Annotated in this window: 20 protein-coding genes; 14 read left to right on the top strand and 6 right to left on the bottom strand. The window is 70.1% G+C overall.

What is annotated here, in order from left to right; translation table 11 throughout:
* Positions 1 to 221 precede the first annotated feature (221 nt).
* The 4 genes from NKJ47_RS12535 to NKJ47_RS12520 form a co-directional block, all read right to left on the bottom strand.
* Positions 222 to 1,196: a FecR family protein gene (locus NKJ47_RS12535; protein WP_254458212.1), complete on the bottom strand. Its 975-nt coding sequence runs from the start codon at positions 1,194 to 1,196 to the stop codon at positions 222 to 224.
* Positions 1,196 to 1,744 carry an RNA polymerase sigma factor gene (locus tag NKJ47_RS12530; RefSeq protein WP_254458211.1) on the bottom strand — a complete coding sequence of 183 codons (549 nt, stop codon included), beginning with the start codon at positions 1,742 to 1,744 and terminating at the stop codon, positions 1,196 to 1,198. Before NKJ47_RS12530 ends, NKJ47_RS12535 begins: the two co-directional genes overlap by 1 nt.
* Positions 1,745 to 1,792: 48 nt before the next feature.
* Positions 1,793 to 2,827, bottom strand: coding sequence for a VirK/YbjX family protein (locus tag NKJ47_RS12525; RefSeq protein WP_254458210.1), 1,035 nt, complete (start codon positions 2,825 to 2,827; stop codon positions 1,793 to 1,795).
* A gap of 467 nt (positions 2,828 to 3,294) precedes the next feature.
* On the bottom strand, positions 3,295 to 3,828 hold the full coding sequence (locus tag NKJ47_RS12520) for a Smr/MutS family protein (protein WP_254458209.1): 534 nt from the start codon (positions 3,826 to 3,828) through the stop codon (positions 3,295 to 3,297).
* Positions 3,829 to 4,045: 217 nt separating this feature from the next.
* Between NKJ47_RS12520 and surE the strand changes: the two genes are divergently transcribed.
* The 4 genes from surE to NKJ47_RS12500 are packed head-to-tail and all read left to right on the top strand — an operon-like array spanning position 4,046 to position 6,933.
* Positions 4,046 to 4,825, top strand: a complete 780-nt coding sequence (gene surE / locus NKJ47_RS12515; protein ID WP_254458208.1) for a 5'/3'-nucleotidase SurE — start codon at positions 4,046 to 4,048, stop codon at positions 4,823 to 4,825.
* On the top strand, positions 4,822 to 5,499 hold the full coding sequence (locus tag NKJ47_RS12510) for a protein-L-isoaspartate(D-aspartate) O-methyltransferase (protein ID WP_010341528.1): 678 nt from the start codon (positions 4,822 to 4,824) through the stop codon (positions 5,497 to 5,499). Before surE ends, NKJ47_RS12510 begins: the two co-directional genes overlap by 4 nt.
* 19 nt (positions 5,500 to 5,518) lie before the next feature.
* Positions 5,519 to 6,133, top strand: coding sequence for a YqaA family protein (locus tag NKJ47_RS12505; RefSeq protein WP_254458207.1), 615 nt, complete (start codon positions 5,519 to 5,521; stop codon positions 6,131 to 6,133).
* Complete coding sequence (locus NKJ47_RS12500) at positions 6,130 to 6,933, top strand: peptidoglycan DD-metalloendopeptidase family protein (RefSeq protein WP_254458206.1); 804 nt, start codon at positions 6,130 to 6,132, stop codon at positions 6,931 to 6,933. Before NKJ47_RS12505 ends, NKJ47_RS12500 begins: the two co-directional genes overlap by 4 nt.
* A gap of 370 nt (positions 6,934 to 7,303) precedes the next feature.
* Here the strand turns inward: NKJ47_RS12500 and NKJ47_RS12495 are convergent, their stop codons facing one another.
* Together NKJ47_RS12495 and yhbY are read right to left on the bottom strand one after the other, a co-directional pair.
* On the bottom strand, positions 7,304 to 7,678 hold the full coding sequence (locus NKJ47_RS12495; RefSeq protein WP_254458205.1) for an Mth938-like domain-containing protein: 375 nt from the start codon (positions 7,676 to 7,678) through the stop codon (positions 7,304 to 7,306).
* Positions 7,679 to 7,697: 19 nt separating this feature from the next.
* On the bottom strand, positions 7,698 to 8,003 hold the full coding sequence (gene yhbY / locus NKJ47_RS12490; RefSeq protein WP_010341321.1) for a ribosome assembly RNA-binding protein YhbY: 306 nt from the start codon (positions 8,001 to 8,003) through the stop codon (positions 7,698 to 7,700).
* A gap of 66 nt (positions 8,004 to 8,069) precedes the next feature.
* Here yhbY and rlmE point away from each other — a divergent pair, with 66 nt between their 5' ends.
* From rlmE to recA, 10 genes are all read left to right on the top strand, one after another.
* Complete coding sequence (gene rlmE / locus NKJ47_RS12485) at positions 8,070 to 8,702, top strand: 23S rRNA (uridine(2552)-2'-O)-methyltransferase RlmE (RefSeq protein WP_254458204.1); 633 nt, start codon at positions 8,070 to 8,072, stop codon at positions 8,700 to 8,702.
* A gap of 71 nt (positions 8,703 to 8,773) precedes the next feature.
* Positions 8,774 to 10,708, top strand: a complete 1,935-nt coding sequence (gene ftsH / locus NKJ47_RS12480; protein ID WP_254458203.1) for an ATP-dependent zinc metalloprotease FtsH — start codon at positions 8,774 to 8,776, stop codon at positions 10,706 to 10,708.
* A 269-nt stretch (positions 10,709 to 10,977) separates the two neighbouring features.
* Positions 10,978 to 11,883, top strand: coding sequence for a dihydropteroate synthase (gene folP, locus NKJ47_RS12475; protein ID WP_254458202.1), 906 nt, complete (start codon positions 10,978 to 10,980; stop codon positions 11,881 to 11,883).
* Complete coding sequence (gene miaA / locus NKJ47_RS12470) at positions 11,883 to 12,833, top strand: tRNA (adenosine(37)-N6)-dimethylallyltransferase MiaA (protein WP_254458201.1); 951 nt, start codon at positions 11,883 to 11,885, stop codon at positions 12,831 to 12,833. Before folP ends, miaA begins: the two co-directional genes overlap by 1 nt.
* 119 nt (positions 12,834 to 12,952) lie before the next feature.
* Positions 12,953 to 13,228 carry an RNA chaperone Hfq gene (hfq, locus tag NKJ47_RS12465; protein WP_010341316.1) on the top strand — a complete coding sequence of 92 codons (276 nt, stop codon included), beginning with the start codon at positions 12,953 to 12,955 and terminating at the stop codon, positions 13,226 to 13,228.
* Between the two features lie 26 nt (positions 13,229 to 13,254).
* The gene (gene hflX, locus NKJ47_RS12460; protein WP_254458200.1) at positions 13,255 to 14,580 is read left to right on the top strand and encodes a ribosome rescue GTPase HflX; all 1,326 of its coding nucleotides are present in this window, start codon (positions 13,255 to 13,257) and stop codon (positions 14,578 to 14,580) included.
* Positions 14,581 to 14,716: 136 nt separating this feature from the next.
* Positions 14,717 to 15,211 carry a CinA family protein gene (locus tag NKJ47_RS12455; protein ID WP_254458199.1) on the top strand — a complete coding sequence of 165 codons (495 nt, stop codon included), beginning with the start codon at positions 14,717 to 14,719 and terminating at the stop codon, positions 15,209 to 15,211.
* A gap of 34 nt (positions 15,212 to 15,245) precedes the next feature.
* Positions 15,246 to 16,922, top strand: coding sequence for an ABC1 kinase family protein (locus NKJ47_RS12450; RefSeq protein ID WP_254461416.1), 1,677 nt, complete (start codon positions 15,246 to 15,248; stop codon positions 16,920 to 16,922).
* 338 nt (positions 16,923 to 17,260) lie between these two features.
* Positions 17,261 to 17,896, top strand: a complete 636-nt coding sequence (gene lexA / locus NKJ47_RS12445; protein ID WP_254458198.1) for a transcriptional repressor LexA — start codon at positions 17,261 to 17,263, stop codon at positions 17,894 to 17,896.
* Between the two features lie 196 nt (positions 17,897 to 18,092).
* Positions 18,093 to 19,130, top strand: coding sequence for a recombinase RecA (gene recA / locus NKJ47_RS12440; protein ID WP_254458197.1), 1,038 nt, complete (start codon positions 18,093 to 18,095; stop codon positions 19,128 to 19,130).
* Positions 19,131 to 19,239 lie beyond the last annotated feature (109 nt).

Here is a 19,239-nt window from a genome sequence, read left to right as displayed (position 1 = left end):
TGCCGTGCGTCGGACGCGAGGGCGGCGGCGAGGGCAGGGTTCCAGGGTACGACTTGCAGCGCCAGGCTGCTACAGATGATCAGTCGCCTCAGCCCACGCACTGCACTTCGCCCCCCAGCGGAAGCGCAAATTATGCCATGCGCGACAGCGCCGACGGCGTGCCTCTGGGCCAGGCGATCGCCGCCGGCCGCCCAGGGCGGCCGGGGCGGGGACGGCATCGCCTAGCGGCGGCTCAGCACGATCTCGTCCTTGCCCTGGCGCACCTGCAGCGGGAACACCTGCGGCAAGGCCGCGGTCCACTGCGCCGTCGCTTCGGTGTCCACGCTGCCGGTGAACCTCAGTCGCGCCAGGTCCGGGTCGGCCAGGCGCAGCGGACGGTCGCTGTAGCGGTTGATCCTGGCGATCACCGTGTCCAGCGGCGTGTCGACGAACTCCAGCCGATGATCGCGCCAGGCCGTGGCCTGCTCCACGCTGATCTTGCTGACCTGCAGCGTCGGCCGGGCCGGATCGTAGGTCACGCGCTGGCCGGCCACCGCTTCCAGCCCGCCGCTGCCGTCGGCCGGCACCTGGCCGGCGCCGTAGATGCGGACCCGGCCTTCGGTGACCGCGACCTCCACGCGTTCGCCGTCGCGGCTGACATCGAAGGCGGTGCCCACGTCCAGGATCGACACGCCGCCGGCATCGACCACGAACGGACGCCCGGGGTGATGCGCCACTTCGAAGAAGGCCTCGCCGGCGATCAGGTCCACGTGGCGCTGCGCGGCGCTGAACCGCGTGCTCAGCCGCGAGGCGCCGCCGAGCGCGATCTTCGAGCCGTCCGCCAGCACGATGTCCTGGTGGTGGCGGATCGCGCTGCCGTAGACCTGGGTGACCGGTGGCGCATGCAACTGCCGCCACGCCAGGGCGCCGCCGAGCGCCAGCACGCCGATGCAGGCCGCCACCTGCAACGGCCGCCAGCGCGAGCGTGAGCGCGGCGGCGCGAAGGTGCGCACGAGTTCGTCGCGGGCGGTGGCATCGAGCGCACGCAGGTCGCCGCCGAGCGCGTTGATCCGTTCGAACGCCTGCAGATGCCGCGGGTCGGCCGCGGTCCAGTCCAGCCAGCGCGCGACGGTGTCCTCGCTGCTGTCGGGTTCGCGCAGCAGGGTCCACCAGCGCGCGGCGTCGTCGAGGATGTGCTTGTCGATGCCGCTGTCCACTACGGGATCTCCGCTTCGTCGAAGCGTTTGCGGCAATGCGCGAGCGCGTTGGCCACATGGTAGCGGACCATCCGTTCGCTCACGTTCATCGCCTTGGCGATCATGCCGAAGTCCTTGCCTTCGATCACGTGCAGCACGAAGGCGCGGCTGGTCTTGGCGGGAAGTTCCTTCAGTGCCCGGGTCAGCTGGCGCAGTTGTTCGCTGGCCGTGGCGTGCCGCTCCGGAATCGGCGACAGCGGCAGGTCCTGCTCCGGCAGGTCCACCGCCGCGCTTTCGCGGACCTTGCGCATGCGCAGCCGGTCCACCGCCAGGTTCGAGGCCACATGGAACAGGTAGGCCCGCGGCGACGCCAGCGCGTCTTGACGCTCAAGGGTCACGATGCGCATGTATGCCTCCTGTGCCACGTCCTGCGCGTCCGCCATCGAGCCGAGCTTGCAGTGCAGGAAGGCGAGCAGGGCATGGTGATGTTCCTTGAACAACGCGGCGACGTGCTGCGCATGCGCCTGTTCCGGCGACGGCGCGCCCTCGGTGTGCTCGGCCCGGCTCACGAATGCTGATGCTCCTGGAGGGAAGCGGCCGCGGCAGTATAGCCAGGCTCACTGGTCGCCACGCGGCGCGGCGACGCAGGCCGCCGGCAGCGCGGCGGCCAGCAAGCCCTCGGCGTGCGCCCGCAATGCCTCGCGGCGGCGAAACGCCGCGCGATGCTGGCTGGGCACATCGGCCACGGTCTTGCGCGCCGGGGTCAGCGGCAACGCGAACCAGCCGTCGGCGATGGGCGTACCGCCTTGCTCGATCCAGAACGCGTCGTAGTCGGCCAGGAACACGTCTCGCTTGCGCTGCAGCGGATGCGCAGAATTGCAGACGGCGCGGATCGCCTGCGCGCCGATGCGCTCGGCGAAGGTGCAGGCCAGGGACAGCATCAGTTGCTTGGGCCGCAGCCCGTGCATCTGCTTGGTCAGCGCGCGCACCACGTCCCGGGCGTCGGCGCCGTTGGGCCCCTGCAGGCAACCGATCAGCACCGTCGGATGGGCGGCGTCGCCGGTCACGGTCAGCACCAGGCGATACAGCTGGCGTCCCGCCGCGTCGCTGAGTTGCAACCAGAGCTCGCCCTCGCAGCTCATCGGCGCCGGCGGCAGCAGCGACAGCGTCAGTGCGCTGCCGTCGTGCAGCGGCAGCGTCCCCAGGTCCGCCTGGCCTTGCCGGTAGATCGCGTCGAACAGGGCGTGCGGCAGGCGATCGAGCAGGAGCCGGTAGTGCTGCCGCAGATGGCGCAGGCGCGCCGAACGGTTCCAGCGGGTGTTGACGAAGCGGTGCAGGTGGCGCTCGAGCAGGCGCGGATCGCGCGCCGCATAACCGTGCATGCGCGGCTCGCGCTGCAGTTCTTCCAGAAAGCGGCGGTGCGCGGCCGGCACGGACAGCGCGCGCACCAGGTACTTGCCCGCCTTGATCACGCGCTGCCAGCGATTGCCGTGCCAGTCCGTGCGCCCCTTGAACGAAGCCAGGAACAGTGCCGGCCACTGCGTGGGCGTCGTGGAGCCGGCGACCCGCGACGGCGCCGGTAGCGGCCGCCGTGGCCGGGCGGTGTGCGCCGGCGCTGCCTCGAAGTTCGCGGCGCTCGCGGAAACATCCACGATATCAGTGGGTTGCAGAAGGAATTCGGTGGTTGCGTCGGTCACTTTCGGCTCGCAGAGGGGCGGTACTCTCTGACAAGACGTTTCAGCGGGCGAAAATTGAAATGCGATCGTGCATTTCCAGCACGGGGCGCGCGACGGTGGTCCGGTCGGGTGGGATGTGGTCGAGCTGGAGGCTGCCGCGCCGGGGACGAAGGCGTCTCGGCTGCCGCTTTTGCGGCGACCGACAGGGACGGCTTCAGGGCACCTCCAACTCACGAGGAGACGAAATGTCCTGTAGGAGCGGCTTCAGCCGCGACCGGCCTACCCGGTAACGCCCCGTCGCGGCTGAAGCCGCTCCTACATCCGTCCCGCGCGAGCCGATGAGCACAGCACTGACGGCATGCGCAGCCAGCGATGGCGCACCCGGACCGGAGCACAGGCGCCACGCCCGGCCCGAGCGTGACCGGCGTCGCGCGCAGTGCCGCTCAGCGTCGCGCCAGCAGCACCAGCATCGCGCCGGTGCCGCCCTGCGCGGACGGCGCCGAATGGAACGCCAGCACATCGTTGCGCTGGCGCAGTACGCGGTCCACCAGGTTCTTCAGCAGCGGCACGCCGCCCGATTGCAGGCCCTTGCCGTGCACGATGCGCACGCAGCCGAACTCGTGCGCATGCGCCTCGGCCAGGAACTGGCGCAGCAGCGCCTCGGCCTGGGCGGCGGTGGCGCCGTGCAGGTCCAGTTCGTCCTGGGCCGAGAACTGGCCCTTGCGCAGGCGCTGGAACAGCCGCGCCGGCAGATGCTCGCGGCGGTAGCTGGCCACATCGCCGGCTTCCAGCGGCGCGCGCTCGCGCAGCAATTGCTGGAACTCGCCCTGCGCCTCGGCCTCGTCGCGCTCGGCCATGCGCGCACGCGGCTTGGGGCGCGGTTTGGGGTTGGCCGGCGGCGTCGCGTTGAGCGGGGCCACCTTGCCGATCGCCGCGCGGAACAGCGCGGCGGGGTCTTCGTCGTCGGAATGCGCCATGCGCACAGCTTAGAGCGTGCTGCGCGGTTTGAGGTGACCGTGGCGTCGCCGGCAGTGCCGGGGCACGGCGTCGCCGGCGCGGAACGGTCGCGCTGTATTCCTCGGGCGCGCAGCGCATCTGGCGCGCGGTGCGACGGTGGTCGCCGCGATCGCCGGCGCGCTGTCAGCGACCTGGTAGGGCGCATCCGGTATCATGCACCGGTTTTCGAGGAGCACCATGCGCGTATTAGTGAGCAACGACGACGGCGTCGACGCCCCCGGCATCCGCATGCTGGCCGAGCAGTTGCGCGGCGCCGGCCACGAAGTGACGGTGGTCGCACCCGACCGCGACCGGTCCGGCGCCAGCAATTCGCTGACCCTGGATCTGCCGATCCGGCTCAAGCGCATCGATCAGCACACCTGCAGCGTCGCCGGCACCCCGACCGACTGCGTGCACCTGGCGCTCACCGGCATGCTGGAGTTCGATCCGGACATCGTGGTCTCCGGCATCAACAATTCCGCCAATCTCGGCGACGACGTGATCTATTCCGGCACCGTCTCGGCGGCGATGGAAGGCCGCTTCCTCGGCCTGCCCGCAGTGGCCGTGTCGCTGGTCTCGCACAACCACGACCCCAGGCATTTCCAGACCGCCGCGCGCGCGGCGGTGGAGATCGTGGCACGGCTCAAGGCCGATCCGCTGCCCGCCGACACCATCCTCAACGTCAACGTGCCCGACCTGCCGTGGCAGGAGATCAAGGGCTTCGAGGTCACCCGGCTCGGCAACCGCCACCGTTCCGAACCGTGCCTGCCGCAGACCGACCCGCGCGGCGCCACCGTGTACTGGATCGGCCCGGCCGGGCGCGAGCAGGACGCCGGTCCCGGCACCGACTTCCATGCGGTGCGCACCGGCTTCATCTCGATCACCCCGATCCAGGTCGATCTGACCCGCTACCAGGCGTTGGAAAAGGTCGCCAGCTGGGTCGGCGGCCTGACCGAAGCGCTGGGCCGCCCGGCATGACCCCGCGGTTGCGTCTGCAGCCGGAAGCGATCGGCATCGGCATGACCTCCCAGCGCGTGCGCGACCGCCTGGTCGAGCGCCTGCGCGAGGCCGGCATCCGCGACGAGAGCGTGCTCAACGCGGTGCGTACCGTGCCGCGGCATCTGTTCATCGACGAGGCGCTGGCCTCGCGCGCCTACGAGGACACGGCGCTGCCGATCGGCCACGGCCAGACCATCTCCCAGCCCTGGGTGGTGGCGCGCATGACCGAGACGGTGCTGGAGGCGGCGCCGAAGAAGGTGCTGGAAGTCGGCACCGGCTCCGGCTACCAGGCGGCGATCCTGGCCGCGCTGGGTCTGGAAGTGCACACCGTCGAGCGCATCGGCGACCTGCTGCGGCAGGCGCGCAAGCGCTTCCGCCAGCTCGGCATGAACGTGCGCAGCAAGCACGACGACGGCCGCATCGGCTGGCCCGAGCACGGCCCCTTCGATGCCATCGTGGTCACCGCCGCGGCGCCGGCGCTGGTCGATGCCCTGGTCGAGCAGCTGGCCCCCGGCGGCTGCCTGGTGGCCCCGGTCGGCGGCCCGTCCGCGCAATCGCTGATCCGCCTGCGCCGTGCTGCCGACGGCCAGATCGAACAAGACGTCCTGGCGCCGGTGACCTTCGTCCCGTTGCTGTCGGGCATGCTGGATTGACCTCCCGGAGCCGCACTGGATGAAGATTTTTGGGCCGTTGTACGAACGTGCCATCGCCTGGTCGCGGCATCGCCGCGCGCCCGCCTTGCTGACCGGCCTCAGTTTCGCCGAGGCCATCGTGTTCCCGGTGCCGCCGGAAGTGATGCTGGCGCCGATGTCGCTGGCGCAGCCGCGGCGCGCGCTGTGGTTCGCCACGCTGAGCCTGCTCGGCTCGATCAGCGGCGCCGTGATCGGTTACCTGCTCGGCCATTTCGCCTTCGCCGCGGTGCAGCCGCTGATCGAATGGCTGGGCTGGACGCAGAAGATCGACGCGCAGGTCAACTATCTGCGCGAGGTCATCGCCGAGTCGCCGTGGCGTGCGTTCTGGTTGCTGGTGCTGGCCGGCTTCACGCCGATCCCGCTGAAGATATTCACCTGGGCCTCAGGCATCGTTGGAGTGCCGCTGCTACCGTTCCTGGCGAGCATGCTGGTCGGGCGCGGCAAGCGCGTGTACCTGGTGGCCGGAGCGATCCGCCTCGGCGGGCCGCGCGCCGAAGCGGCGTTGCGCCGCTGGATCGAGCCGCTCGGCTGGGTCGCCTCGGCGATCCTGGCGCTGCTGGTGGTGTGGGTCATATGGAGAGCGAAGGTCGGATGAGCGTCGATCGGGTGGTGCGGAACGGCCTGCGTGGCGGCCTGGGTGTGCTGGTGGCGGTGGCGCTCGGCGCCTGCAGCAGCGCCACGGTGGTTCGCACGCCTGGCGGCGCGCCCGTGCGCGGCAGCGCGGCGGCCTCGGCACCGCGGGTCTCCGTGCCCAAGCCCGGGGTCAGCGCCACCGTGCGCCGCGGCGACACGCTGTACGCGATCGCCCGCGCCAACAACATCACCCCGCAGGACCTGGCGGGCTGGAACGGCCTGCAGCCGCCGTACACGATCTATCCCGGGCAGTCGCTGCGGCTGTACCCGCCCGGCGGCGGCAGGGGCGCCGCACGTCCCGGCACCGCCACCGCGGTGGTACCGCCGGCCGCCGGCAGCGGCGCGGCGGCACGGCCGCCGGCGGCCGCCGCGCCGGCACCGGTCAGCAGCGGCTTCTCCTGGCGTTGGCCGGCCGATGGCGTGGTGGTCAGCCGCTTCGTCAGCGGCGAAACCACCAAGCAGGGCGTGGACATCGCCGGCAACAACGGCGAAGCGGTGCGCGCCGCCGCCGATGGCGTGGTGGTCTATTCCGGCGCCGGCCTGGTCGGTTACGGCGAACTGATCATCGTCAAGCACAACGAACAGTGGCTGTCGGCCTACGGCCACAACCGCAAGCGTCTGGTCAACGAGGGCCAGAACGTCAAGGCTGGCCAGCAGATCGCCGAGATGGGCCACAGCGGCGCGGCCCGCGACATGCTGCACTTCGAGATCCGCTACAACGGCAAGCCAGTCGACCCATTGCTGTACCTGCCGCCGAAGTAACGGCCGCAGCAGCGTATCGGCCGTCCGCCTTTGCCTTCGCAAGAGGAGGAGGACGGTCATGCGAGCGTGATCGCACGCGCGCGTTCGACGGTCCGTTGAACTGCCTCGCCGCTGACGGCCGGCAGGCTAGAGAGAGTCGATCTCACACGGGGCGCCACCGGGCACGCACTCCTCTGTGGGAGAGGCTTCAGCCCCGACGCGCGGCGCTCGACTCGCGCGGCAGACCTCGCGCAGCAATCTGCGGAAGGCCAAAAAATTCAGGCCGCTTCTGCGCCGTGATCGCATTGTGCCCGCCGCATGAATAGGCGGCGGTTGAGGCCGCTGTGGCCAACAGCCAGGGCGGTCGCGGCGCCCGGCGGCGACGCCGGACTCAGTCTTCGAGCAGGAACCCGACCGCCACACGCCGGCCTTCGGCGGCCAGCACGTTGTAGGTGCGCGCGGCGGCGGCATTGTTCATCACCTCGATGCCGATGCCGCGGGTCAGGAACAGCGCCATCACCGCCGCCGCGGGAAACACCTGGCGTTCGCCGGTGCCGAGGATCACCAGCGCCGGGTTGAGTTCCAGCAGCGGCTGCAGATGCAGCGGCTGCAGTTCGCCGACCAGCGGCGCCTGCCAGTCCTCGACCAGGGTGTCCGGCGCGAGGATGAAGCTGCGGGTCAGCACGCGGTCGTTCACCTTGGCCTGGCGGCCGTCGGCCATGCGCAGGGCGTAGGCGTAGTCGGGCAGGTCCTGGGTCAGTTGCATGGGGTCACCGGAGGCGCGCTCAGGCGCGCGGCAGCACGATCTGCCGGTCTTCCTTGGCCGGGCGATACAGGATCGCGGTATGGCCGATCCGCTGCACCAGCACGCTGTGCGACTGTTCCACTAGGCTGCCGATGGCGGCGTCGCGGGCCTCGCGGTCGTCGCCGCCGACCTTCACCTTGACCAGCTCGTGGCGCTCCAGCACCTCGTCCAGTTCGGCCAGGAAGGCCGGGGTGACGCCCTTGCTGCCGATCTGCAACAGGGGTTTGAGGTCGTGGGCCAGGCCGCGCAGGAAGCGGTTCTGGGCCGAGGTCAGGCTGATCGACATGCAGGCGGGAGCAGGGTTGGCAAGGGCGATCAGGGTATCATGGCCGCCCCTCCCGACCGTGCGTCCATGGCCACCCGCAGCAAAAGCAGCCAACGCTGGCTCCGTGAACATTTCGCCGATCCCTTCGTGAAGAAGGCCCAGGCCGAAGGCATGCGCTCGCGCGCGGCCTACAAGCTGGAGGAGCTGCTGCAGCGCGACCGGCTGCTCAAGCCGGACATGGTCGTGGTCGACCTCGGCGCCGCGCCGGGCGGCTGGTCGCAGCAGGTGCGCAAGTCGATGGGCGACCGCGGCCGGGTGCTGGCCCTGGACATCCTGGAGATGCCGCCGCTGGCCGGCGTCGAGTTCCTTCACGGTGACTTCAGGGAGGACGCGGTGCTATCGCAGTTCGAGGCCATGCTGGGCGACACCCCGGTGGACCTTGTGCTGTCGGATATGGCCCCCAATAAGAGCGGAATGGATGCGGTCGACCAGCCGCGGATGATGCATCTGGCGGAACTGGCGATGGCGTTCGCCGACAGCCACCTGAAGCCGAATGGCGCGTTCCTGATCAAGCTGTTCCAGGGCGTGGGGTTCGACGACTACATCCGCGACATGCGCCGCCGCTATGAGAAGGTGACCATTCGCAAGCCGGCCGCGTCGCGCAAGCGCTCGCCGGAGGTCTACGCCCTCGGACAGGGCAAGCGCACCCAGATCAAGTAAGCTGAACGCAAGGCTGAACCCGCAATGCCACGCATCGAGACAGAGTTGAAGGGACACCGGAGCCAATGAGGATGAACGACTTGACCAAGAATCTGCTGTTGTGGGTAGTCGTCGCCGTCGTGCTGATGGTGGTGTTCCAGAGCTTCTCGCCGCGGCTCGCCGGCGGCCAGGGCAGCGACACCGTGACCTACTCCCAGTTCCTGAAGGACGTGGACGCCGGGCGGGTGAAGTCGGTCGATTTCACCGACGCCACCAACCTGTCGGTCAACGCGATCCGCTTCAAGCGCGCCGACGGCAGCGAGGGCACGGTCTATGGCCCGAGCGACGACAAGCTGATCGACGTGCTGTACAGCAAGAACGTGGACATCACCCGGCAGAAGCCCGACAACGGGCCGAGCTTCTGGTCGTTGGTGCTGAACTTCCTGCCGGTCATCCTGATCATCGGCTTCTGGCTGTTCATCATGCGCCAGATGCAGGGCGGTGGCGGCGGCGCCAAGGGCGCGATGTCCTTCGGCAAGTCGCGCGCCAAGCTGCAGGGCGAGGACCAGGTCAAGATCACCTTCGCCGACGTCGCCGGTTGCGACGAGGCCAAGGAGGAGGTCGGCGAACTGGTCGACTTCCTGCGCGACCCGACCAAGTTCACCAAGCTCGGCGGCAAGATCCCGCGCGGCGTGCTGATGGTCGGCCCGCCCGGCACCGGCAAGACGCTGCTGGCCAAGGCCATCGCAGGCGAGGCCAAGGTGCCGTTCTTCAGCATCTCCGGTTCGGACTTCGTGGAAATGTTCGTCGGCGTCGGCGCCAGCCGCGTGCGCGACATGTTCGAGCAGGCCAAGAAGCACGCGCCGTGCATCATCTTCATCGACGAAATCGATGCGGTCGGCCGCCACCGCGGCGCCGGCCTGGGCGGCGGCCACGACGAGCGCGAGCAGACCCTCAACCAGTTGCTGGTGGAGATGGACGGCTTCGAAGGCGGCGAGGGCGTGATCGTGATCGCTGCGACCAACCGCCCCGACGTGCTGGATCCGGCGCTGTTGCGTCCGGGCCGCTTCGACCGCCAGGTCGTGGTGGGCCTGCCGGACGTGCGCGGCCGCGAGCAGATCCTCAAGGTGCACATGCGCAAGCTGCCGCTGGCCGACGACATCGAGCCGATGGTGATCGCGCGCGGTACCCCGGGCTTCTCCGGCGCCGACCTGGCCAACCTGTGCAACGAGGCGGCGCTGTTCGCCGCGCGCGAGTCGGTCAAGGAAGTGCGCATGGACCACTTCGACCGCGCCCGCGACAAGATCCTGATGGGCGCCGAGCGCCGCTCGATGGCGATGAGCGAGGACGAGAAGACGCTGACCGCCTACCACGAGGCCGGCCACGCCATCGTCGGCCGCCTGGTGCCCGAGCACGACCCGGTCTACAAGGTTACGATCATCCCGCGCGGCCGCGCGCTGGGCGTGACCATGTACCTGCCCGAGGGCGACAAGTATTCGATGAACCGCGTGGCGATCGAGTCGCAGCTGTGCTCGCTGTACGGCGGCCGCGTCGCCGAGGAACTGATCTTCGGCACCGACAAGGTCACCACCGGCGCCTCCAACGACATCGAACGCGCGACCAAGATGGCGCGCAACATGGTCACCAAGTGGGGCCTGTCCGACGAGCTGGGGCCGATCGCCTACGGCGAGGAGGACGATGAGGTGTTCCTGGGCCGCTCGGTGACCCAGCACAAGAGCGTCTCCGACGACACCGCGCGGCGCATCGACGAGGTGGTGCGCTCGATCCTCGACAAGGCGTATGCGAAGACCACGCAGATCCTCACCGAGAACCTGGACAAGCTGCACACCATGTCGCAGTTGCTGCTGCAGTACGAGACCATCGACGCGCCGCAGATCGACGCGATCATGGAAGGCCGCGATCCGCCGCCGCCGATGGGCTGGAACAGGTCCGGCAAGGATGGCGGCAACGACAAGGGCAATTCGCGGCCGCTGCCGCCGATCGCCGGGCCTGCCGAGCAGGTGTAATCCCGGCGCGGTCACGCGGATACAGAGAGCCAGGGAGCGATCCCTGGCTTTTTTTATCGGCGCCGGCCTGCCCCTGGCGGTGCCAGGCTCGTCGCCGCGCCACGGGTGGGCGACAATGCCCGCTTCGCTGTCGGCACGAGGCCGGTCGATGCGCGCGTCCTGCGGATCGCTGCAGCGTCGGTCCCGGCGCCGTCGTCCAGGGCGGCGCCATCGCCGCGCTCGCCGAGCCGCTTCGCCGCCTGCCGCGGCCACCACCAGGAGACCCGCCGATGTTCGACACCTCGCCCAGCCTGCAGTGCGGCGCTCGCCGGCTTTCGCTCGATCGTCCGCAGGTGATGGGCATCGTCAACGTCACTCCGGATTCGTTCTCCGATGGCGGCGCCCACGCCAGCGTGGAGGCGGCGGTGGCGCATGGCCTGCGTCTGGCCGAGGAGGGCGCCGACCTGCTCGACATCGGCGGCGAATCGACCCGTCCGGGCGCGACCCCGGTGTCGGTGGAAGAGGAACTGCGGCGGGTGATCCCGGTGATCGAGCGGCTGGCCGCGCAGACCGCGTTGCCGCTGAGTGTGGACACCTTCAAGCCGGAGGTGATGCGTGCCGCAGTCGCCGCCGGTGCCGGCATGATCAACGACGTGCAGGCGCTGCGGCAGCCCGGCGCGCTGGACGCGGCCGCCGAACTGGGCGTGCCGGTGGTGCTGATGCACATGCCCGGCGACCCCTATGCCGCCGGCAGCGCGCCCGGCTACGACGACGTGGTCGGCGAGGTGCACCGGTTCCTGGCCGAGCGGATCTTCGCCGCGGAGATGGCCGGCATCGACAAGCGGCGCATTCTGGTCGATCCGGGTTTCGGCTTCGGCAAGAGCACGGCCGACAATCTGCAGCTGTTGGCGCAGTTGGGACGGCTGGTCGGGTTGGGCGTGCCGGTGCTGGCCGGGCTGTCGCGCAAGCGCAGCATCGGCGAGCTGACCGGGCGCCAGGCGCCGGAGCAGCGTGTGGCCGGCTCGGTGGCCGCGCACTTGCTGGCCGCGCAGCGCGGCGCGGCGTTGCTGCGCGTGCACGACGTGGCCGCCACCGTCGACGCGCTGAAGGTCTGGCAGGCGTTGCAGGCGGTGCCGGTGCCGCGCGCCGCCAACGCGTCCGCTGCGGCGACGATCCGCTGGCCGGACGAGGACTGATGGCGGCCGACCGGCGCCCGCGCGCGATCGCGCTGATGGGCCCGACCGCCTCGGGCAAGACCGCCGCGGCGATCGCCCTGGCCGAACGCTGCGGCGGCGAGATCGTCAGCGTCGATTCGGCGCTGGTCTACCGCGGCCTGGACATCGGCGCGGCCAAACCGGATGCGGCCGAGCGCACGCGCGTGCCGCACCACCTGCTGGACCTGCGCGATCCCTGGAAGTCCTATTCGGCGGCCGAGTTCGCCGCCGACGCGCGCGCCGCGCTGGCCGCGATCGTCGCCCGCGGGCGCTTGCCGATCCTGGCCGGCGGCACCGGGCTGTACTTCCAGGCGTTGCTGGAGGGGCTGGCGCCGATGCCGGCGGCCGACCCGCAGCTGCGCGCGGCGCTGGCCGCGCAAGCGCAGGCCGAAGGCTGGGCGGCGCTGCACGCGGAACTGCAGCGGGTCGATCCGCTGGCTGCCCAGCGCATCCGTCCGGGCGATGCCCAGCGCATCCAGCGGGCGCTGGAGGTGTACCGGCTCAGCGGGCGGCCGATCAGCGCCTGGCAGGCGCAGCCCGGTCCGCCGCGGTTGCCGCTGCGGGTACTGAAGCTGGTGCTGGCGCCGGCCGAGCGCGCCGTGCTGCACGAGCGCATCGAAGCCCGCTTCGATGCGATGCTGGGGCAGGGCTTCCTCGACGAGGTGCGCGCCCTGCGCGCGCTGCCGGAGATGCGGGCGGTGGCGCAGCCGCTGGCGCTGCCGGCGGTGCGCGCGGTCGGCTATCGCCAGGCCTGGGAGTACCTGGAGGGCGCCGGCGACGCGGCGGACTTCCGTGCCCGCGCCATCGCCGCCACCCGCCAGTTGGCCAAGCGCCAGCTCACCTGGCTGCGCGGCGAGCAGGACGCGCGCTGGTTCGACCCGGCGCGCGACGCCGGGCGCCTGCAGGCGGCTGTGGATGCCTTCTTGGGCTGATCCGGACGCCGGCTGCGCTGTGTTGGGGCCCGCGGGCGTGTAACATCGACGTTCCGGACCGCGGCAGGGGAGCTGGAGTGCCGACCCGGACAATAAAAACAATAATTTGGGAGTCAAGCATGTCCAAGGGGCAATCCTTGCAGGATCCTTTCCTCAACGCGCTGCGGCGCGAACGGGTGCCTGTCTCGGTGTATCTGGTCAACGGCATCAAGTTGCAGGGCACGATCGAGTCGTTCGATCAGTTCGTGGTGCTGCTGCGCAATACCGTGAGCCAGATGGTCTACAAACACGCCATTTCCACCGTGGTGCCGGCGCGCAACGTGCGCGTGGGGCCGGGCGGCGGTTATGTGCAGCAGAACGAAGGTGGCAGTGCGGGTGATGACGAAGTCGAGTAGTTCGGTGGTAAAGCGCGGAGCCGCGGGTGTTTGATCGGTCGCGCCGCGGCGAGCACGCACTGCTGATCCAGCCCTACGCGGGTGGTCCGTTGGAAGACGATGTGCTGGAGGAGTTCGCCGACCTGGCGCGCTCGGCCGGCGCCAGCATCGCCGCCACCGTGACCGCGCGCATCGACAAGCCGAGTCCGGCGACGCTGATCGGCAGCGGCAAGCTGGAGGAGGTCAAGGCCGCCGCCGATGCCAGCGGCGCCGATCTGGTCCTGGTCAACCACGCGCTCAGCCCCGGCCAGGAACGCAACCTGGAGAAATACCTGGAGCGGCGCGTGATCGACCGCACCGGGCTGATCCTGGACATCTTCGCCCAGCGCGCGCGCAGCCACGAAGGCAAGCTGCAGGTCGAACTGGCCCAGTTGCGGCACATGGCCACGCGGCTGGTGCGCGGCTGGACCCACCTGGAGCGCCAGCGCGGCGGTTCGATCGGCCTGCGCGGTCCTGGCGAAACCCAGCTGGAAACCGACCGCCGCCTGCTGCAGAAGCGGGTGGAGCAGTTGCAGAAGCGGCTGGAGAAGGTCGAGGTCCAGCACACCCAGATGCGCCGCGCGCGGGTGCGCAGCGAACTGCCGCGGATCGCGGTGGTGGGCTACACCAACGCCGGCAAGTCGACCCTGTTCAATGCGCTGACCGGCGCCGAGGCCTACGCCGCCGACCAGCTGTTCGCGACCCTGGATCCGACCGTGCGGCGCATCGCCCTGCCTGGCGGCAACGCCATGCTGGCCGATACCGTCGGCTTCGTGCGCAACCTGCCGCACGAGCTGGTGGCGGCGTTCCGTTCGACCCTGTCCGAGGCGCGCGAGGCCGACCTGCTGCTGCACGTGGTCGACGCCGCCGATCCGCTGCGCGAGGAGCGCATCGCCCAGGTCGACGAGGTGCTGCACGCGGTCGGCGCCGGCGAACTGCCGCAGTTGCTGGTATTCAACAAGATCGACCGCATCGACGGCGCCGAAGTGCGCCACGACGCGCAGGACGGGGTGCCGGACGCGGCGCGGCGCGAACGGGTGTGGATCTCCGCCCGCGACGGTCGCGGCCTGGACCTGTTGCAGCACGTGCTCGGCCAGCGCCTGGGGCTGCGCCACGTGCAGGGCAGCCTGCGCCTGCCGCCGGACGCCGGACGCCTGCGCTCGCAGTTGCATCAGTTGCAGGTGATCCGCAGCGAGCAGGCCGACGAGGACGGCTGGCTGCTGCAGGTGGACATCCCGATCACCGAGGCCGAGCGCCTGGCCGCGGCGGCCGACGGCGCGCCGATCCGCGCGCTGCTGCCGCCGCGCGAGCGTGAGGAGTGGCAGCAGCGCTAGCCGCATCGCGTCGCCGATGCGGCGCCTGCGCGCGCCCGCGGTGCCGTGGCTGACGGCAGGCCATCGGCCGGCGCGCGCAGGCGCGACAGCCACGGCGAATTGGGCTACAAAGCGCATTGGTTTCCCGAGCTGTGCCATGACGCTTCCCACCGATTCGGATCTGTTGCAACAGGCCACCGCGCTCAGCGAGCGCTTGCGCACCGCGCGCGAGCGCCTGGTTACCGCCGAAAGCTGCAGCGGCGGCTGGATCGCCAAGGTGATGACCGACGTCGCCGGGTCCTCGGCCTGGTTCGACTGCGGCATCGTCGCCTACAGCTACGAGGCCAAGCAGGCGCTGCTGGGCGTGCGCCCGCAGACGCTGGAGCATCACGGCGCGGTCAGCCGCGAGACGGTGATCGAGATGGTCTCCGGCGCGCTGGTCAACTCCGGCGCCAGCGTCGCGGTCGCGGTGACCGGCATCGCCGGCCCTGGCGGCGGCTCCCCGGACAAGCCGGTCGGCAGCGTCTGGCTGGGCTGGAAGCGCCGCGGCGGTTATGCCAGCGCGCAGTTGTTCCACTTCCCGGGCGATCGCGACGCGGTGCGCCGGCAGACCGTGGCCGCCGCCCTGCGCGGCCTGGCCGCGCTGCTGTGATCGTGGTCGTGCGCCTTCCCCGAGGATGAGCGCGATGTGGGAGGCGCTGAGCACCGTCCGCGACCTGGGACGCCTGCAGGAAATCGCCTCGGTGCTGATCCGCTACGGGTTCGGCGACGTGGTCCGGCGCATCGGCATGGCCGACGTGCTGGAGCGCGCCGGTCGCCTGCTGCACTGGCACAACGCCGAGGAGATGCTGCGCATGTCGGCGCCGCAGCGGGTGCGGCGCGCGCTGCAGGATCTCGGCCCGACCTTCGTCAAGCTCGGCCAGGTGCTGGCCACCCGCGTGGACCTGTTGCCGCCGGAGTGGACCGACGAACTGGGCGAACTGCAGAACGCCGCACCGGCGTTGGACTATGCGCAGATCCTGCCGCAACTGATCGAGGCGCTTGGCGAGGCGCCGACGGCGATCTTCGCCGAGGTCGAGGAGGCCCCGCTGGCCGCCGCCTCGCTGGCGCAGACCCACCGCGCCTGGCTGCACGACGGCACCGCGGTGGTGATCAAGGTGCGCCGCCCGGGCATCCGCGAGGTGATCGAGGCCGACCTGCGGCTGCTGGCGCGGCTGGCCGAGATCGTCGAAGCGCGCGCGGCGGACCTGAAGCGCTACCACCCGGCCGCGGTGGTGCACCAGTTCACCCTGTCGCTGCGCCGCGAGCTGGACTTCGCCGGCGAGGGCCGCAACGCCGAGCGCATCGCCGCCAACTTCCAGGGCCACGACGAGATCGTGATCCCGCGGGTGCACTGGCAGTGGACCTGCGAGACGCTGAACGTGCAGGACTTCGTCGCCGGCATCGGCGGCCGCGACCTGGCCGGTGTCGAGGCCGCCGGCCTGGACCGGCGCCGGCTGGCGCGCACCGGTGCCGACATCGTGCTGAAGATGGTGCTGGAGGACGGCTGTTTCCACGCCGATCCGCATCCGGGCAACATCTTCTACCTGCCCGGCGAACGCATCGCGGTGATCGACTTCGGCATGGTCGGGCGCATTTCCGAGCAGCGCCGCTACCAGGTGGTGCAACTGCTGCACGGGCTGGTCACCCAGGACGCCGAGGCGGTCGCCGACATCCTGCTGGAGTGGACCGACGGCGAGGTCGAGGTCGACGAGGCGCACCTGCAACTGGAGATCGCCGCCTTCGTCGATCAGTACCGCGGCGTGCCGCTGAAGGACCTGCGCGTGGGCGCGATGCTCGGCGAGGTCACCGCGCTGCTGCGCCAGCACGCGCTGGCCCTGCCGGCCGACCTGGCGCTGATGATCAAGACCTTCCTGACCCTGGAAGGGGTCGGGCGCCAGCTCGATCCGGACTTCGACATGGCCGGCGCCGCCGCTCCGTACCTGGAGCGGGTGATGCTGCAGCGGTTCGCGCCGCGGGCGATGGCCCGGCGCGGCCGCCGCACCGTGCTGGGCGCGCTGGAACTACTCGGCGACCTGCCGCGCGATGCCCGCCGCCTGCTGCAGGCGGCGCGGCGCGGGCGGTTGCAGTTGAACGTGGAGACGGGCTCGCTGAAGGGCTTCGGCGACCAGGTCAACCGCGCCGCCAACCGCCTGACCATGGGCATCGTCACCGCCGCGCTGATCATCGGCTCGTCGATCGTGATGAACAGCGTCGGTGGCATTTCCAGCCGCTGGCTGCTGGCGATCGGCGTCTGCGGCTTCATCGGCGCGGCGCTGTCGGGCGTGTGGATCCTGTTCTCGATCTGGCGCAGCGGCCGCTGAGCGTGGCGGGCGCCTTCGGGCATAGTCCGCCGCAGGCGTCGAGGGGTCTGTTGGCCCAGGCATCGCCCCGCTTCCACAGGAGCGCCGGCGCACACGTTCTCCCCTGTGGGAGGGGCTTCAGCCCCGACGCGACGTACCCAAACCGTGCGGCACACATCGCTCTGACGCTCTGTAACGCCCTGGGAGGACGCGAGAGGCCGCGACGCACCTATCGATGATAGGCGGCCATCGCAGGCTGTCGTGCGGCCCAGCCGAATAGGCCGGCGATGCTGTCCGCCGGCACCCTCGATCCACACATCAGTTGCTCGTCAGTCGATTTAGTAGTATTACTACTAACCATGGACCTGACCGAAACCCAGCAGGCGATCCTCGACCTGATCGCCGAGCGCATCGAACACGACGGCGTGCCGCCGTCGCAGACCGAGATTGCCCGCGCCTTCGGCTTCAAGGGCGTGCGCGCGGCCCAGTACCACCTGGAAGCGCTGGAACAGGCCGGGGCGATCCGCCGCGTGCCCGGGCAGGCACGCGGCATCCGCCTGCTCGGCGGGGCGGCGGCGCCGGCGCCAGCGGCGCAGGTGGACAGCGCCGACGTGCTGCGTCTGCCGGTGCTCGGACGCGTCGCCGCCGGTCTGCCGATCGGCGCGGACATCGGCTCCGACGACTTCGTGGTGCTGGATCGGGTGTTCTTCTCGCCGGCCCCGGACTACCTGCTGAAGGTGCAGGGCGACTCGATGCGCGACGAAGGCATCTTCGACGGCGACCTGATCGGCGTGCACCGCACCCGCGATGCGCGTTCCGGGCAGATCGTGGTGGCGCGCATCGACGAGGAGATCACCGTCAAGCTGCTGAAGATCGGCAAGGACCGCATCCGCCTGCTGCCGCGCAACCCGGACTACGCGCCGATCGAAGTCCTGCCGGACCAGGAGTTCGCTATCGAAGGCCTGTACTGCGGCCTGCTGCGGCCCAACCGCTGATGCCGCGTCCGCAGCAAGGCATGCACTACAGCGCCGGCCGGATTTTTCCGACCCCAGACATCGCTATTCGCCGCTGCCGTTGCCCGGTCCGGACGAATTATTTTCATCTCGCCACGCACTGTCTCAGTCCGTGCGATACCAGGCTCTTACATTGACCTCACTCCGCAAATCCTCCTCACCTTCCAAGGACACCACAATGGACGAGAACAAGAAGCGCGCGCTTGCTGCCGCCCTGAGCCAGATCGAGAAGCAGTTCGGCAAGGGCTCGGTGATGCGGATGGGCGATCGCGTCATCGAAGCGGTGGAAGTGATTCCGACCGGCTCGCTGATGCTGGACATCGCGCTGGGCATCGGCGGCCTGCCGAAGGGCCGCGTGGTCGAGATCTACGGTCCGGAATCCTCGGGCAAGACCACCCTGACCCTGCAGGCCATCGCCCAGTGCCAGAAGAACGGCGGCACCGCCGCGTTCATCGACGCCGAGCATGCGCTGGACCCGATCTACGCCGCCAAGCTGGGCGTCAACGTCGACGAGTTGTTGCTGTCGCAGCCGGACACCGGCGAGCAGGCGCTGGAAATCGCCGACATGCTGGTGCGTTCCGGTTCGGTGGACATCGTGGTGGTCGACTCGGTCGCCGCGCTGACCCCGAAGGCCGAAATCGAGGGCGAGATGGGCGACCAGCTGCCGGGCCTGCAGGCGCGCCTGATGAGCCAGGCGCTGCGCAAGCTCACCGGCAACATCAAGCGCTCCAACACCCTGGTGGTGTTCATCAACCAGTTGCGCATGAAGATCGGCGTGATGATGCCGGGCCAGAGCCCGGAAACCACCACCGGCGGCAATGCGCTGAAGTTCTATGCCTCGGTGCGCCTGGACATCCGCCGCATCGGCGCGATCAAGAAGGGCGACGAGATCATTGGCAACCAGACCAAGATCAAGGTCGTCAAGAACAAGCTGGCGCCTCCGTTCAAGCAGGTCATCACCGAAATCCTCTACGGCGAAGGCATCAGCCGCGAGGGCGAACTGATCGACATGGGCGTGGAAGCCAAGCTGGTCGAGAAGGCCGGTGCCTGGTACAGCTACGGCAGCGAGCGCATCGGCCAGGGCAAGGACAACGCCCGCGGTTACCTGCGCGACAACCCGCAGGTCGCGGCCAAGCTGGAAGGCGAGCTGCGCGAGAAGTTCCAGCCCACGGAAATCGCCCCCAGCGAGGCCGAGGCGGAAGACGACGACGCGTAATGGTTTTCTGCCGGGGGAGCGGTGGAGTCAGTGCCGCTCGTCTCCCTCGGCAGTCTTGAGCAAGCCAGGAGGGCGCGCGCCAGGGACGGCGCATTTCGAGAGTAGGGTG

It is taken from the genome of Xanthomonas sacchari (genome assembly GCF_024266585.1).
Classification (GTDB): Bacteria; Pseudomonadota; Gammaproteobacteria; order Xanthomonadales; family Xanthomonadaceae; genus Xanthomonas_A; species Xanthomonas_A sacchari_C.
Note: the sequence above shows the minus strand (reverse complement) of the source record. Positions and strands in the feature narration are given on the sequence as shown.

What these genes read in the sequence shown, in the direction of transcription:
- hfq (WP_010341316.1), top strand. Translation starts at nt 12,953, where the DNA reads ATGTCCAAGGGGCAATCCTTGCAGGATCCTTTCCTCAACGCGCTGCGG.
- NKJ47_RS12520 (WP_254458209.1), bottom strand. Translation starts at nt 3,828, where the DNA reads ATGGCGCATTCCGACGACGAAGACCCCGCCGCGCTGTTCCGCGCGGCG.
- surE (WP_254458208.1), top strand. Translation starts at nt 4,046, where the DNA reads ATGCGCGTATTAGTGAGCAACGACGACGGCGTCGACGCCCCCGGCATC.
- lexA (WP_254458198.1), top strand. Translation starts at nt 17,261, where the DNA reads ATGGACCTGACCGAAACCCAGCAGGCGATCCTCGACCTGATCGCCGAG.
- NKJ47_RS12510 (WP_010341528.1), top strand. Translation starts at nt 4,822, where the DNA reads ATGACCCCGCGGTTGCGTCTGCAGCCGGAAGCGATCGGCATCGGCATG.
- NKJ47_RS12450 (WP_254461416.1), top strand. Translation starts at nt 15,246, where the DNA reads ATGTGGGAGGCGCTGAGCACCGTCCGCGACCTGGGACGCCTGCAGGAA.
- NKJ47_RS12495 (WP_254458205.1), bottom strand. Translation starts at nt 7,678, where the DNA reads ATGCAACTGACCCAGGACCTGCCCGACTACGCCTACGCCCTGCGCATG.
- NKJ47_RS12500 (WP_254458206.1), top strand. Translation starts at nt 6,130, where the DNA reads ATGAGCGTCGATCGGGTGGTGCGGAACGGCCTGCGTGGCGGCCTGGGT.
- NKJ47_RS12505 (WP_254458207.1), top strand. Translation starts at nt 5,519, where the DNA reads ATGAAGATTTTTGGGCCGTTGTACGAACGTGCCATCGCCTGGTCGCGG.
- miaA (WP_254458201.1), top strand. Translation starts at nt 11,883, where the DNA reads ATGGCGGCCGACCGGCGCCCGCGCGCGATCGCGCTGATGGGCCCGACC.
- NKJ47_RS12455 (WP_254458199.1), top strand. Translation starts at nt 14,717, where the DNA reads ATGACGCTTCCCACCGATTCGGATCTGTTGCAACAGGCCACCGCGCTC.
- folP (WP_254458202.1), top strand. Translation starts at nt 10,978, where the DNA reads ATGTTCGACACCTCGCCCAGCCTGCAGTGCGGCGCTCGCCGGCTTTCG.
- yhbY (WP_010341321.1), bottom strand. Translation starts at nt 8,003, where the DNA reads ATGTCGATCAGCCTGACCTCGGCCCAGAACCGCTTCCTGCGCGGCCTG.
- rlmE (WP_254458204.1), top strand. Translation starts at nt 8,070, where the DNA reads ATGGCCACCCGCAGCAAAAGCAGCCAACGCTGGCTCCGTGAACATTTC.
- recA (WP_254458197.1), top strand. Translation starts at nt 18,093, where the DNA reads ATGGACGAGAACAAGAAGCGCGCGCTTGCTGCCGCCCTGAGCCAGATC.
- ftsH (WP_254458203.1), top strand. Translation starts at nt 8,774, where the DNA reads ATGAACGACTTGACCAAGAATCTGCTGTTGTGGGTAGTCGTCGCCGTC.